This is a genomic window from Arthrobacter sp. FW306-1B-G06A (genome assembly GCF_058781765.1).
In genome coordinates, this window is record NZ_JBYSXB010000012.1 from 53,073 (window position 1) to 67,055 (window position 13,983).

The 13,983-nt window shown below is 62.5% G+C and carries 10 protein-coding genes and 1 pseudogene; 9 read left to right on the plus strand and 2 right to left on the minus strand.

Annotated elements, in window-relative coordinates; genetic code table 11:
* Positions 1–22 precede the first annotated feature (22 nt).
* On the minus strand, positions 23–511 hold the full coding sequence (locus AC3WJM_RS08550) for an Lrp/AsnC family transcriptional regulator (RefSeq protein ID WP_492271630.1): 489 nt from the start codon (positions 509–511) through the stop codon (positions 23–25).
* A 276-nt stretch (positions 512–787) separates the two neighbouring features.
* Between AC3WJM_RS08550 and AC3WJM_RS08555 the strand changes: the two genes are divergently transcribed.
* Positions 788–3,139, plus strand: a complete 2,352-nt coding sequence (locus AC3WJM_RS08555; RefSeq protein WP_492271631.1) for a thiamine pyrophosphate-binding protein — start codon at positions 788–790, stop codon at positions 3,137–3,139.
* A pseudogene (locus AC3WJM_RS08560) lies at positions 3,136–3,879 on the plus strand (thiamine pyrophosphate-binding protein); the annotation flags it as partial. The gene AC3WJM_RS08555 and the pseudogene AC3WJM_RS08560, both read left to right, overlap by 4 nt.
* A gap of 438 nt (positions 3,880–4,317) precedes the next feature.
* Here the strand turns inward: AC3WJM_RS08560 and AC3WJM_RS08565 are convergent.
* Entirely contained in the window at positions 4,318–5,037 is a 720-nt protein-coding gene (locus tag AC3WJM_RS08565; RefSeq protein WP_492271632.1) for a GntR family transcriptional regulator, read from the minus strand.
* 150 nt (positions 5,038–5,187) lie between these two features.
* On the opposite strand from AC3WJM_RS08565, the gene AC3WJM_RS08570 reads away from it, so the two are divergent.
* Genes AC3WJM_RS08570 through AC3WJM_RS08600 form a run of 7 tightly spaced genes read left to right on the plus strand, consistent with a single transcriptional unit; the run spans position 5,188 to position 13,894 of the window.
* Positions 5,188–6,540, plus strand: a complete 1,353-nt coding sequence (locus AC3WJM_RS08570) for an ABC transporter substrate-binding protein (RefSeq protein ID WP_492271633.1) — start codon at positions 5,188–5,190, stop codon at positions 6,538–6,540.
* A gap of 4 nt (positions 6,541–6,544) precedes the next feature.
* Positions 6,545–7,477 (plus strand): carbohydrate ABC transporter permease, encoded by a 933-nt coding sequence (locus AC3WJM_RS08575; protein WP_492271634.1) that lies wholly within the window; start codon positions 6,545–6,547, stop codon positions 7,475–7,477.
* 2 nt (positions 7,478–7,479) lie between these two features.
* Positions 7,480–8,286, plus strand: a complete 807-nt coding sequence (locus tag AC3WJM_RS08580) for a carbohydrate ABC transporter permease (protein WP_459342903.1) — start codon at positions 7,480–7,482, stop codon at positions 8,284–8,286.
* 45 nt (positions 8,287–8,331) lie between these two features.
* Complete coding sequence (locus tag AC3WJM_RS08585; RefSeq protein ID WP_492271635.1) at positions 8,332–9,120, plus strand: 6-phosphogluconolactonase; 789 nt, start codon at positions 8,332–8,334, stop codon at positions 9,118–9,120.
* A gap of 45 nt (positions 9,121–9,165) precedes the next feature.
* Positions 9,166–10,467 (plus strand): family 4 glycosyl hydrolase, encoded by a 1,302-nt coding sequence (locus AC3WJM_RS08590; protein WP_459342901.1) that lies wholly within the window; start codon positions 9,166–9,168, stop codon positions 10,465–10,467.
* A 2-nt stretch (positions 10,468–10,469) separates the two neighbouring features.
* On the plus strand, positions 10,470–11,510 hold the full coding sequence (locus AC3WJM_RS08595; RefSeq protein ID WP_492271636.1) for an N-acetylglucosamine kinase: 1,041 nt from the start codon (positions 10,470–10,472) through the stop codon (positions 11,508–11,510).
* A 20-nt stretch (positions 11,511–11,530) separates the two neighbouring features.
* The gene (locus AC3WJM_RS08600; RefSeq protein ID WP_492271637.1) at positions 11,531–13,894 is read left to right on the plus strand and encodes a glycoside hydrolase family 3 C-terminal domain-containing protein; all 2,364 of its coding nucleotides are present in this window, start codon (positions 11,531–11,533) and stop codon (positions 13,892–13,894) included.
* Positions 13,895–13,983 lie beyond the last annotated feature (89 nt).

Sequence of the window (13,983 nt, forward strand, 5' to 3'; positions counted from 1 at the left end):
ATCCATCGGATTTCGCGCAGGCTCATAGTGGTTCCTGGGCTTGGTTCACTTCGATGAGTTGCGCTATCCGGTACCCAATAAGCTCACGCATCACCAGACCGGTGTTTGTTCGCTTCACCCCATCCGTGTCCAGGATGCGTCCGGCGATCCGGTACAGATCGTCCGCGTCCCGGGCGGCAACATGAACCAGCAGATCATTGATGCCGCTCAGCCCTTGGACCTCAAGCACTTCAGGGATCTCGCCAAGTGCCTGGGCGACCGAAGCCAACTTGCGCTGGACAACTTTAGTCACAACATATGCGCTCAACGGATAACCCAGGAACGCCGGGTCGATCCGTCGCTCAAATGTCCGCAGCGCCTGTTCCTCCGCATACCGGGCAAGGCGTGCGCGCACCGTGTTCCGGGCCAGTCCCGTGGACTCAGCGACCGCGATGTTGGTCGCGTCAGGGTCCTTGATCAACGCCAGCAACAACGCCGCGTCGATGGCGTCAGCCCTCCGTTGTTTGCCCATTATGATTACCTCTCCGATCTCCCCAAAGCCTAGTCATGCGCATAATGATCATCTCATCATACGTCTCTTGCGCAGTATGTATATCAGTGCTGCAATAGATAAAACTTCTGCATCACGAGTGCACAAGGCGGCACAGCGGAGAGCTTCCACACCATCGCCGACATCCGGCTCACAAGAGCCGCCTCACTAATCCCCCGCTTCAGGCCCAACCAATATGCCGTGCGTGAGGATCCTCAACAGCCGCATTCATCAACACCGCTTAGAAGGCCAACCGTCATGAACCAGATTCCCGCCGGTGAGACGCACGCGCACAACACCCTGCCGGGGTACGGCGATCCGCATCTGGACACGCTCGCCGCCATCGAAAAGCGCACCCTGTGGCTCTCAACCTCGATCATCCACCACGCCAACAGGGTGCGGCCCAACTCGTCCGGTATCAAGGTGGGAGGGCATCAGGCTTCCAGTGCCTCGATTGCCACGATCATGACGTCGCTGTGGTTCGGTCAGCTCCGCTCCGAAGACCGCGTCTCCGTGAAACCCCACGCCTCGCCCGTGTTGCATGCCATCAACTACCTCCTCGGCAGCCTGGATGAAAAATATCTCACGACCCTGCGGGAATTCGGGGGCCTTCAAAGCTACCCCAGCCGGGCAAAGGACCCGGACCCGGTTGACTACTCAACCGGCTCCGTCGGCATTGGTGCCACGGCACCCATCTGGGGTGCTATCTCCCGGCGCTACACCGAGACGCTGAGCGGAACGAGGAACCGGGGGCGTCAGTATTCACTCGTGGGCGACGCAGAGCTGGATGAAGGGGCCATCTGGGAGGCCGTGCTCGACTCGAGCGTCGCAGAGCTGGGCGAAATCGTCTGGATCATCGACCTTAACCGGCAGTCCCTGGACCGTGTCGTGCCCAACATCGCGGCCGGCAAGATCGAGCGGCTCTTCTCGGCAGCAGGCTGGCAGGTCATCACCGTGCGCTTCGGGCACCTGCTGGAAAGCCTCATGGAACGCCCCGGCGGCGATGCCCTGCGCCGGCGGATCCTGGACATGTCCAACCCCGAATACCAGCGGCTGCTGCGCTGCCCCGCCCACGAACTGCGCGACCGCCTCCCAGGCACCGGCGAAGGAACTGCGATTATCGCAAATCTCATCGCCGACATCGATGACGACACACTGGTCCGGGCCGTCAGGAACCTCGGGGGCCACGACCTGGCAGCACTGCGCGAGGCATACTCACAGATTGATGACACCAGGCCAACGGCCATCATCGCCTACACGGTCAAAGGCAACGGCCTCCCGACCCAGGGCCACCCCCAGAACCATTCCTCGCTGCTCACCACCGAGCAGTATCAAGAGCTCGCAGAACGGCTCGGAGAAAACGCCGCCGCACCGTGGCAGCGGTTCGACCCCTTGAGTGAGGCCGGAAAGCTAATCGCCGACACCGCTGCACGCCTCCGACGGGAAGCGATTGTGCCCGTTGCACCGCCCAAGATCCCCACCGATTTTGGACGCACACCCTCCGGCACCGCAACCACCCAGGCGGCCCTGGGACGTGCGCTGCTGGATCTGAAGCGCGCCGCGCCCGAGGTCGCCAACCGCGTCGTGACAGTGAGCCCGGATGTGAGTTCGAGCACCAACCTGGCCGGGTGGGTTAACAAAGTCGGCGTGTGGTCGGCTGAAGAGCGCCAGAACTGGTTCAGCGACGATGCAGAAACAGTGCTGCACTGGCGGGAGAATCCCGCGGGTCAACATATCGAGCTCGGCATCGCCGAGGTCAACCTCGTCGGCCTGATAGGGGAACTAGGTGCTACGTGGAGCCGCTGGGGACAGCCGCTGTTTCCGATCGGCGTTCTCTATGACCCCTTCGTTGAAAGAGCACTTGAACCCTGGTCGTACGGGATCTACGCCGGCGGGCAATCGATCCTGGTCGGAACGCCTTCCGGTGTCACTCTCGCCCCGGAAGGCGGAGCACACCAGTCCATTAAGACACCCTCCATCGGGCTTGAACAGCCCGGCTGCACCAGCTACGAACCGGCCTTCGCGCTCGATGCCGAATGGACGCTGCTGGCCGCCATGGCACAGATGGGCCGACCCGGCGGCAAATCCGCATACCTCCGGCTCTCCACCAAGCCCATCGATCAGCAACTGGCCGCCATTCCCGCGGACCCTGCGGCACGCGAACGTCGACGGCGACAAGTGGTCTCCGGCGGGTACATTCTCCGGGCGGCCAAGGATCCCCGCGCCACCATCGTCACCATGGGCGCCCTCGTCCCGGAGGCAATTGCCGCCGCCGAACGTCTGGCAGGCCAAGGCTCCCCGGTCGACGTCCTCTGTGTCACCAGCCCCGGACTGCTCTATGAGGCACTGCAGAGCCGGAACGGTCAGGAACAGGACGCCCAAGCGTGGATCCTGGATCAGATCCTGCCGCCCGAGCGCGCCGTACCCATGATCACCGTACTCGACGGCCACCCCCACACGCTGGCCTTCCTCGCCACCGTGAACCAGGTGAAAAGCCGCAACCTCGGTGTCAGCCGGTTCGGCCAGTCCGGTGACGTCGATGCTGTCTACCGCTACCACGGCATCGATATCGACAGCATCATCCGCGCCACCCTCGACGTGATCCAATGACAGAGAAAGGCACGGGACTGCTCACCAGCTCACTGAATGACGGGAGCTTCACTGAAGACCCGTTCGTGCGGACGGAATCCCGCGCCGCCAGTAGCCGTGAACGAAACGGCCGGGTAATCACCGGCGCGAAAGCAATCGTCTGGAGCCTTGAGGAACTCGGCGTCACCGACATCTTCGGTATACCCGGCGGCAACGTCATGCCGCTCTACGACGCCCTCATGGATTCAAGCACCATACGGAACATCCTGACAAGGCACGAACAAGGTGCCAGCCACGCCGCCGCGGGATACGCGACGGCTTCCGGGCGGGTCGGCGTCGCCATCGCAACCAGCGGCCCCGGCGCAACGAACCTCATCACCGCCATAGCAGACGCCCACTTCGATTCGATTCCGCTGCTCATCATCACCGGCCAGGTGTCCTCGAACCTCATCGGTACCGATGCGCTTCAAGAAGCAGACATCATCGGCATGACAACGCCCATCACCAAGGACTCCTTCCTCGTAACCGAGGCCGAAGACATTGTGCCGACGATCGCAGAAGCACATCTGATCGCTTCGACAGGAAGACCGGGGCCGGTCCTGGTTGACACAGCCAAGGATGCCCAGCAGGCATCCGCCAAGTTCCAATGGCCGGCAAAGTCAAGGTTGCCGGGGTACAACCCAAAGGCAACTCCCCACAAAGGCCAGATCAGCGCTGTAGCTCAACTGATCCGCCAATCACAGCGGCCGGTACTCTTCATCGAGGACCGCTTACGGGTCTTCCTCCCAACGTCTGCCGTTGCGTGAGCAGGTGTGCAACCGCGTCACGCCTGAGCCTCCTGCAGCCCCGTCAGCTGCTCCTGCCCCCCCTAGGCTGAACGACGACCGTAGAAAAGAGAGTGCTGACACTGTGTGCTGTCGGACCTCACGGATGTCAAAACGGCCTTCCCGATGATGCTCGCGGGTCTGACTTTCTGCCGCTTTTTGAGGTTACCGGCACAATCAAAGTGGTGTTGTCGTTGAGGGCGGATCGGGTGCAGTTGGGCTCTCGCGAAATCCCGGGCACACTCAGTGCCTGAGAGTGTTCCAAAGTGGACAGTGTAAAAGTGGACAGTGTCCAGCCGGGCACAGTGAACGAACACCGGCGATACCCTCGGCGCCGGTCCTGCGGATGAGCGATTGCGGTCGTGGGCTGGGGCATCAGACTCGCCGGAACAGGTCGGCTTCGAAACGGTATGCGTCTCCGCGGTAGTTGTTGACGCCGAGTAGCACCGGGGTGCCGTCTGCGCTGTAGGCGATCTCGGCTCCGACGAGCACTGGAGCGCCGATCGAGGTTCCGAGCAGCCTTGCCAGGGTTGCGTCGGCTATGGCCGCAATGACGCTGTAGGCGCTGCGGTGGATGCTGATTCCGCATTTCTCGTGAAGCGTCTCATAGAGGGATACGTCGGTGAGATCTGCCGTGGAGAGTGCGGCGGCGCGGCTTTCAGGGAGGACGACGACGTCGAAGCAAACCGGGGTGCCGTCCATACCCCGCAGTCGATCGATCTGAATCACCGGCGATGTGGGTGCGATTCGGAGTTTTTCGGCTTCATCCAGTGTTGCAGGACGAACTTCCTGCCGCAGCACGCGTGCAGTGGCCCGCAGTCCACGGGCTCGTGCCATTTCGGTAAATGATTGCAGGGTGCTCGGTGGCTCCCCGACCACTTGTGAGGGAACGAACCATCCGCGCTGGGCCGACCGGCGCAGCCGCCCATCCTTCTCCAGAGCGCCAAGTGCTGCGCGCAGTGTGGCGCGACTGACTCCGATCTTTGCGGAGAGGTCGCGTTCACCGGGCAGTCTGGAGCCCGGGGCGTAAACGCCGGAGTCCAGGTCGTTGGAGAGATCGGCGTATGCCTCGGCTGATGCTGCGGGAAGGGTCATGACCAGAGAGTACCATATTGCTCAACTGGTCTGAATATTTCTATATCTGGTTTTTATCTGGTGTAACTGGTTCAGTGATGGTAGCGTTCAGTGCGGCTCGGTTGATTGTCATCAGCCGCAGGTAATCCCTACGACCACAACGGAGTGACTATGTTCTCGAAGAAGGTGCGTACCGCGGCGGCGGCGCTGGTAGGTTCCGTGGCTCTTCTCGCCATGACTGCTTGCGTCCCAGGGGCCGGCGGCGGGGGGCCAACAGCACCTGCTGCTGTGTCGTCGGATGTGGCAGGGGCGGGCAAAGTGACGTTGAAACTGTCGGATTTCTGGGGATCGGCAGAGGAAAAATGGGTACAAACCCTCATCACGGATTTCGAAACCAAATACCCGAATGTCACTATTGAACGCACCCGTGAAGACTGGGGGCAGCTTACAAGTACGTTGAACCTGCAGCTTCAGGACCCCAACGGTCCGGATATCGCCTCGGCAAACAACGGGTGGTCATCGCTGGGCACGCTGGCGAAGGGAAACCTTGTCCGGAACCTGGACGCCTATGCGCAGTTGTACGGGTGGGGCGACAAGGTCCCGGCGACCATAGCGCGTCAGAACCAGTTCACCACGGACTTCAGGGCAATCGGCGAGGGGTCCTGGTTCGCCACGCCACTCGCCAGAGCTTCATTGATCGGCATTTACTACAACGCCGACAAGCTGAAAGCACTCGGCATCAAGGCTCCGGCCACGCTGGCCGAGGTCGAATCGGCTGCGGCCAAGGTCAAGGAAGCCGGCGAAGTCCCGTTTAGCTACAGCGGTCTGGACGGTAACACGGCAGCATTGCTCGGCCTCCAGTCGCTTTTTGGGGCGCAGGGGAGCATCAACGATTTCGTTTACGGAAAGTCAAAGGTCGACGCCAGCTCCGCCGGTATTGAAAAGGCCGCCACGACCCTGCAGACGTGGGGAAAGAACGGCTGGTTGTCGCCGAATTTCGAAGGCCTTGACTACCAGACCTCGCTGGCGAATTTCCTCGATGGGAAGGGAGTCTTCCGCTTCGAGTACACCGGAGCCCTGGGCCTGTCGGGCGATCAGTTGAACAAGTTCGGCTACATGCAGCTTCCCCAGGTGAATGGCAACTCCACTGTCGGCATCGGTGCTGCCCCCGGCGCGATGGTGATCTCAGCCAAGTCTCAGCATCCCGACGTTGCTGCGGCGTTCCTGGACTTCCTGATGTCCAAGAAGGCCAGTCAGACAGCGGTAGATCTTGGTCTCGTGCCGATGCTCAATTCAGGCCTGTCGACCCCGGACACACTGAGTCTGAAAGGCGAAGCTACCGCTACGGCAAAACTCGACTCCGGGGATGGTTACGTCCCGTATTTCGACTGGTCGAGCCCGACGATGCTTGACACCCTCACCCAGAACACTCAGCTGCTGCTTGCGGGCAAGACCACCCCGGAACAGTTCACGAAGGCCGTGGACACCGACCGCGACGCATTCCTGGCCTCCCACGGATCCTAAAACGATGACCATGACCAAAGCCCGGGCCGCACGGCCCGCCGTCGGTGCCGTACGCCGCCCGCGCAAATCGTCCGCGCGCCGACGGACCCGCCTCACAGGGCTCTTGTTCGCGGCTCCTGGCCTGCTGCTCTACGCCGCGGTGGTGCTGTGGCCGATGCTGCAGTCGCTCCAATACTCGTTCTACAAGTGGGACGGCGTCACCGCCGCGGTCTGGGTAGGATTGCAAAACTACACCACCTTTTTTACCGACCCGGTGCTGCAGTCCACCCTGGGGAACGTGCTGGTACTGCTGTTCTTTTTCTCACTGCTTCCAATCGCCCTCGGCCTCGTCTCCGCTGCGCTCATCACACAGGCAAAGCAGCGGGGAATGGCAGTGTTCCGCTGGATTTTCTTTCTGCCACAGGTCATGACGAGCGTGGTGATCGCCTTGCTGTTCAAGCGCATGTATGCCCCTGAAGGCCCGATCAATGAAGCACTGCGGGCCATTGGCCTGGACGCTTTGGCGAAGAACTGGCTGGGTGATTTCACGTGGGCGCTGCCGGCAGTCGGACTCATCGGCACCTGGGTGACTTTCGGTTTCTGCATGGTGCTTTTCATTTCCGGGGCGGCGTCCATCTCCCCGGATCTTTATGAAGCGGCGCGCATGGACGGGGCCGGACCGATCAGGGAGTTCTTCTCGGTAACCCTGCCGGGCCTGCGGGGCCAGATCGCTGTGGCGCTCACCCTGACAGTAACGGCGGCGCTCCGCGCGTTCGACCTGATCTGGATCACAACGCGCGGTGGCCCGGGGACATCGACACAGACCCCGGCGGTGGCACTCTATAAGGCAGCGTTCGTCAATCCGAATGTGGGCCAAGCTGCGGCTATCGGAGTCGTCATGGCAATCCTGTGCCTCGCCATTGCCTTGGCCATCACCCGTGTGTCTGAGAAGGAGTAACCATGTTCAACCGCATGAACAAGACCTGGAAGTACTTCGTCCTCGTCCTGATGGCACTGGCAGTGCTGTGGCCTGTAGCTACCTTTGTTGCGGCAGCCCTCAGCCCGGACCGGGCAGGTCGTCCCTCGGCCGACCTGCGATGGGCAAACTTTGTCACTGCGTGGAACGACGCAGACTTTGCCAGGTCCATGACTGTTTCGGCAGTGATCACCCTGACCGTCGTGGTTGTGGGTGTTCTGCTGGCACTTCTTGGCGGGTACGCGTTCGGCGTGCTCGGCGTGGCCGGCAACCGGGTCCTGTTCCCATTGATTCTTCTGGGAATGATGGTCTCTCTTGAAGTGATCATCGTGCCGCTGTACTACCAGTTCCGTTCCTTCGGTCTCACCGACAACCTCCTGGGGGTGATCCTCATCCAGCTGGGCATGGGCGTTCCCTTCGGGGTGTTCTGGATGAGGGCTGCGTTCCGGTCCCTCCCGCGGGCCGTCTTCGAATCAGCCGAGCTCGACGGGGCCGGACCGTTCCGCGTGTTGTGGTCCATAGCCGCTCCGAACATCATGCCCGCCGTGTACACGCTGATCCTGCTCAGCTTCATGTGGACATGGAACGACTACTTCCTCTCGCTGGTGTTCCTCCACGGAGAAAACCAGACGGCGACCGTTGCCCTCGGAGTGTTTCAGGGCAAATACGTCACGCAAATAAACCTCATGGCCGCGGGCGGCCTCATCGTCGCAGCACCGGTCCTCATCCTCTACGCCATCTTCCAGCGCAAGTTCATCTCCGGAATGCTCGCCGGAGCCATCAAAGAGTAACCGCTCCTGCGCTTGGACCACCACCGAACAAAGGCAAACAACCAGATGCAATTGACTCCGCAGATCCTGCCCGACGCCAACTCCATCGGCACCATCATCGCTGACCTCATCCTCGAACGCATGGAGAGGAAGGCCGGGCGCCCGTTCCTGCTCGGTTGCCCGAGCGGTCGAACCGCGGCACCCGTCTATGCAGCGCTCGCCCGGAAGGCCGGCAGAGGGGCGGACCTCTCCAAGCTGACCATCGTCATGATGGACGACTACGTACTCCCGGACGGGGACGGCAGCTTGCGGATCGTCGACCCCGAAGCGTCATACTCATGTCTGGGCTTCGCCCGGCGCGAGATCCTGGCGCCCATCGCAAGGGCATGCGCCGACGCCGGCACAACCCCGCCCACCGAAATCTGGACGGCAAATCCTTCGGATCCTGGCGAGTACGATTCACGTATCGAAGCAGCCGGTGGCATCGACCTGTTTCTGCTGGCATCCGGTGACACCGATGGGCACGTCGCCTTCAACCAGCCCGGAACCCCGCGGAACGCACGCACCCATATCGTCGAACTTGGTGAGGCGACCCGTCGGGACAACATGAACACGTTCCCGGAATTCACGGATCTCCGCATGGTTCCCCGCCACGGAGTCACGGTCGGTGTCGACACCATCGCGCGCCTCTCTACAGAGGTTGTCATGATCCTCTGCGGCCAAAACAAGCGGGAGGCATATTCCCGAATAGCCAACGCCCACCAATACGAGCCCGACTGGCCAGCCACCATTGCCACCGAATGCCGAAACGCGGCATTTCTCGTAGACCACGACGCCGCAACCGTTCGCGTCTGAACCTGCTGCCACCCAGCCATCCAACAACCAAGGAAGTACACAGTCATGTCAGCAATCAAGCTTGTATACATCGGTGGAGGTTCCTCCCGCGGCGCAGGAACCGTCGCGTCAATCCTTGAGCACGGAGAGGAGTTCGACGGTTCAGAGATCGTCATCCAGGATGTCAATCCCGAACGGCTCAAGGCCGTGGAGACCATCGGCAACAAGATCGCCAAGGCCAAAGGCCTGGACATCACCATCAGCTCCACCACGGATCGTCGTGAAGCACTGACCGACGCCGATGCGGTGCTGGCCAGCTTCCGGCCCGGGGACTTCAATGCGCGGGCGTTGGATGAACGCATTCCCCTTAAGCATGGCGTCATTGGGCAGGAAACCCAGGGTCCTGGCGGGTTCTTCATGTCGCTTCGCTCGATCCACATCTACGAAGACATCATCCGTGACCTGGACGCCGTTGCGCCCAACGCGATCATCTTCAACTACACCAACCCGATCAACATCGTCTCCCAAGCCGTAACCCGCTTCACCGACCGGACGATCTGGTCCATGTGCGAAGGACCGATCGTTTTCCCGAACACCGTGCTGAACGCTGCCGGGCTTGACCCGAAACGCGCGAACATCATCATGGCCGGCGTGAACCACAACTGCTGGTCCACCGAACACACGTACGACGGCGAAGACCTCATGCCGCTTCTGGACCAGGCCTGGCACGCGCGCAAGGACGATCCAAGCTTGGGAATTCACGAGAAACGAATGCTCCACCTCGCGGTGACCATGCGCTCCGTGCCGGCGGACTACTTCCAGTACTACTATTTCCGCGAGGAAATCCTTCGCCAGTTGCAGGGCGCCCCCACCACCAGGGCCGAGGACCTGCTGGCCGCCCTTCCGGGCTACTGGGAACACTACGAGGAGCAGTCCCACAGGGACGTCCCCCTGCTGGACCCGAAGCGGTCACGTGGCGGCATCCACGAGCTGGAGCTAGCAATCGACGTCATGAGTGCCTATTACAACGACAAACCCGCCAGCCTTCCTGTGAACCTGCCCAACATCGGTGGCGCACTGCCGGGCTTCGACGAGGACGTTGTCGTGGAAATGTGGTGCAACGTCGACGGCAAGGGCGTCACCCCACTCCCGCAGCGTCCGCTGCCGCACGCTGTCCGTGGAATCGTGCAGCAGCTCGCCGAATACCAGTACCTGGCCGCCGAGGCTGCCTGGAAGGGCACCCGCGCAGACGGAATTCGTGCCCTTGCAGCGAACCCCATGGTCCCAACCCTCCGGGTAGCGGAGGAGCTCTATGACGAAATGGCATACGCCCACCGCGCCTACCTGCCCCAGCGGCTCCTGCGCTGAGCATGGAGAATTTCGCCACAACGCTACCGGACGCGTCATCAGAGCACCTGTTCCTCGCCGTCGACGCAGGAAATTCCAAGACCGTCGCCCTCGTCGTCGATCGGACCGGCGCCGTTCTGGGACGAGGCAGAGGCGGCCGGGGTGACATCTACGGTGCCGAGTCGGTAGAGGATGCCCAAGACGCGGTTTTCGGGGCGATCGATGCAGCATTCGCAGGCGCCGGCATCATTGCCACGGGGATCCACTCAGCAGCGTTCCGGCTGGCCGGCGTCGACTATCCCGAAGACGCCCGGTTCTGGGAAGAACGAATCCGTGCACGCTACGGCAACGGCATCGGGCAATTGAGCATCAAAAACGATGCCTTCGCTTCGTTGAGGCTACTTGACGGGACCGGTGTCGGGGCATCCATCACAGTCGGTACCGGTCCCGCCGTCGCCGCGCGTTCGGCCGATGGGCGCGAGGAATGCTCGGGATGGTTCGTTTTCGACGACCTCGGCGGCCAGGGCCTCGGTAACAGTGCGCTCTCGGCCGTCTGCCGTGCCTGGATGGGAAACGCCCCGGCCACCCGCCTTGCCGACGCGCTCTGCCGGCTGTATGACGTGAAGGACGCCTGGGAACTTCGGCACCTTTTCACACGGCGCTTCGGAGCCCTGCCCCGCACTGAACTGTGGAAGGCGGCACGTGCCGTCCTGGCCCTCGCGGACGACGGCGACGCGGTCGCCCGCCGCATCGTCGCCGAGCAGGCCGCGGCCTTTGTGCGTTACGCCCAGTGGTGTGTCGCCCGCGTGGGCGCGGACCTGACCAGCGGGCAGGTGCCTGTGCTGTTGAACGGCTCTGTGGTGACATCCGAACATCCGGCGATGCGGGACGCCCTGAAACACGAACTGCGGATGATGGCGCCGGCCGCCCCGGTCACCGTGGCAAACGCGTCACCGCTGCGGGGCGTCGTGCTGGACGCGCTCGTGGAAGGCGGAATCGGCCTCACCCCGGCACTCGTCAAGCACATCCGCGATGACGACCCCGACGGGTTCCTGACAACGTGACGCACCAGAAAGAAAACACCATGACTCTCCCGCAGTTCGACGTTGAAGAGGTGCTGTCAGCACTCACGCTTGAGGAGAAAGCCTCGCTGCTTTCCGGCGTCAACGACTGGTACACGCAAGCCATCGACAGGCCCGGGCTACCGGCGCCCATTCCCGCGATCGAGGTCGGCGACGGACCGCACGGGCTAAGGAAGGAGACCGGCGTCGACATGGTCTGGGTCCCCGCTACCGGGTTCCCGACAGCCTCAGCGATGGGAGCCTCCTGGGACCGGGGCCTCGTGCGTCGCGTTGGTGAAGCGCTGGGGGAGGAAGCCCGGGCCCAAGGAGTGCAGGTGATTCTGGGCCCCGGGGTCAACATGAAACGCTCGCCACTGTGCGGGCGCAACTTCGAGTACTACTCGGAAGATCCCCTGCATTCCGGCGAGCTCGGCGCCGCCTACGTTGACGGTGTGCAATCCACCGGCGTCGGCACGTCGCTGAAGCACTTCGCAGCGAACAACCAGGAAATCGAAAGAACACGCATCTCGGTTGTCGCGGACGAACGCACTCTCCGCGAGACCTACCTCCCAGCGTTCGAGCGGGTCATCCGGCTGGCAAATCCCTGGACGGTCATGTGCTCCTACAACAGGCTCCTTGGAGTCCACACCTCACAAAACAGGTGGCTCCTCACCGAGGTGCTCCGTCAGGAGTGGGGCTTCGCGGGAGCGGTAATCTCCGACTGGGACGCCGTTCATGACCGGGTTGCCGCCCTTCGAGCGGGCCTCGACCTTGAAATGCCAGGCACGAAAGGCCGCACGGACGCGGAGGTCGTTGCTGCCGTGCGCGCCGGCGAGCTGGACGAGTCAACAGTCGATCAGGCGGCGCGACGAGTGCTGCAACTCGTCTGCCGGTCCTACCCTGGACCGGACCTGGTCAACGGTCCGGTCATCGACCTTGGACACCACGCGGGCGACCGTCTCACACCCCCGCAGTTGGAGCTGTTGCGGGCCAGCGATCACCATGCGCTGGCGCGTGAAGCCGCAGCTGCATGCCTCACCTTGCTCCGGAACGAAACCCCGCCCGGCGCGGCGCGCCCGGTACTGCCTCTCTCCGAGAGTCCGTCCGGAACAATCGCAGTCATCGGCGCGTTCGCCGAGCACGCCCGAATCCAGGGCGGCGGCTCATCCGGAGTGGACCCGACACATGTGGACGTTCCCCTTGAAGCCATCCGAGCTATCGCCGGTAAAGATGTCGTCTACGCGCCCGGCTACGTTTACCTCCCGAAAAACGCCTATCAGGACGACCACACCGCAACATTGGCGGCGCACGGACTCGCCGCCGTCGGCGACCGGCCGGCCGTGCCGCGACGTTCCGCCACGCTCTCGAAGGATCTGCAACTCGCGGCAGCCGTTCAGCAGTCCGCGAAAGGGCCCCTGTCGCCCGCCGCGCAGCGGCTACAGGAGGAGGCTGTCAGAGCGGCCGAGCACGCGGACACCATCATCGTGTTCGCCGGGCTCCCGCTGGCTTTCGAGCAAGAAGCCAACGACCGCGATACGCTTGCGCTGCCCTCGGAGCAATCAGCCTTGATCTCGCGCCTGGCTGACCTGAGGGATCGCACAGGAGCCGCACTGGTATTGGTTCTTGCCAATGGCTCAGCCGTCACCATGGACCCTTGGCATGACAGAGTCGACGGTATCGTCGAGGCATGGCTTAGCGGACAGGCAGCCGGAACCGCCGTCGCCGACGTACTGTTCGGGCGGGTCAACCCGGCCGGCAAGACAGCGGAAACCTTCCCCCTGCGGCTCGAGGACACACCCGGACAACCCAACTGGCTAGGGGAACGGGGAACCGTTCTCTACGGCGAGGGCGTGTTCATCGGGTATCGCTGGTATGACGCACTCCACCGCGCCGTGCGCTACCCCTTCGGCCATGGCCTGTCGTACACAAGCTTTGCGTACTCTGATCTGACCGTCCAGATAGTTGACGAAAACTCTGCCCGTGTTCACGTGTCCTGCCTCGTAACCAACGAGGGTCGACGCCCTGGGCAGGAAGTCGTGCAGCTGTATGTGGGCGATCCGGAGGCGGAGGTGCAGCGTCCGCTACGGGAGCTTCGAGGCTTCGAAAAGATCCACCTTGAAGCAGGGCAAACCGTACGCGTCGAATTCACGCTGGAGAACCGGGACTTCGCGTACTGGGACGCCCTGGCTGACCGTGGCGAAGGCCGCCCAGGACTATGGCGCCGGGAAGGCGGCGAATTCCGTATCGAGATCGGGGCATCATCCCGGGACATCCGCCTCAACCAAGCCATCACGCTCCCCGATGAACTAACGATCCCGCCACTGATCCCGGATGCCAAGGCACAGCTGTCCACCACATCCCGTTTCGTCCAAGGACACTCTCAATGACCGGCTCCCCGTGCCAGATTGGCCCCAGAAATGGTGGTCACTGGTTGATATCGTCCGGGGATTTCACGGAAACGCACCGCTGCAAGCAT

Coding starts and splice junctions, on each gene's coding strand:
- AC3WJM_RS08585 (WP_492271635.1), top strand. CDS start 8,332: ATGCAATTGACTCCGCAGATCCTGCCCGACGCCAACTCCATCGGCACC.
- AC3WJM_RS08550 (WP_492271630.1), bottom strand. CDS start 511: ATGGGCAAACAACGGAGGGCTGACGCCATCGACGCGGCGTTGTTGCTG.
- AC3WJM_RS08555 (WP_492271631.1), top strand. CDS start 788: ATGAACCAGATTCCCGCCGGTGAGACGCACGCGCACAACACCCTGCCG.
- AC3WJM_RS08595 (WP_492271636.1), top strand. CDS start 10,470: ATGGAGAATTTCGCCACAACGCTACCGGACGCGTCATCAGAGCACCTG.
- AC3WJM_RS08590 (WP_459342901.1), top strand. CDS start 9,166: ATGTCAGCAATCAAGCTTGTATACATCGGTGGAGGTTCCTCCCGCGGC.
- AC3WJM_RS08580 (WP_459342903.1), top strand. CDS start 7,480: ATGTTCAACCGCATGAACAAGACCTGGAAGTACTTCGTCCTCGTCCTG.
- AC3WJM_RS08575 (WP_492271634.1), top strand. CDS start 6,545: ATGACCATGACCAAAGCCCGGGCCGCACGGCCCGCCGTCGGTGCCGTA.
- AC3WJM_RS08570 (WP_492271633.1), top strand. CDS start 5,188: ATGTTCTCGAAGAAGGTGCGTACCGCGGCGGCGGCGCTGGTAGGTTCC.
- AC3WJM_RS08565 (WP_492271632.1), bottom strand. CDS start 5,037: ATGACCCTTCCCGCAGCATCAGCCGAGGCATACGCCGATCTCTCCAAC.
- AC3WJM_RS08600 (WP_492271637.1), top strand. CDS start 11,531: ATGACTCTCCCGCAGTTCGACGTTGAAGAGGTGCTGTCAGCACTCACG.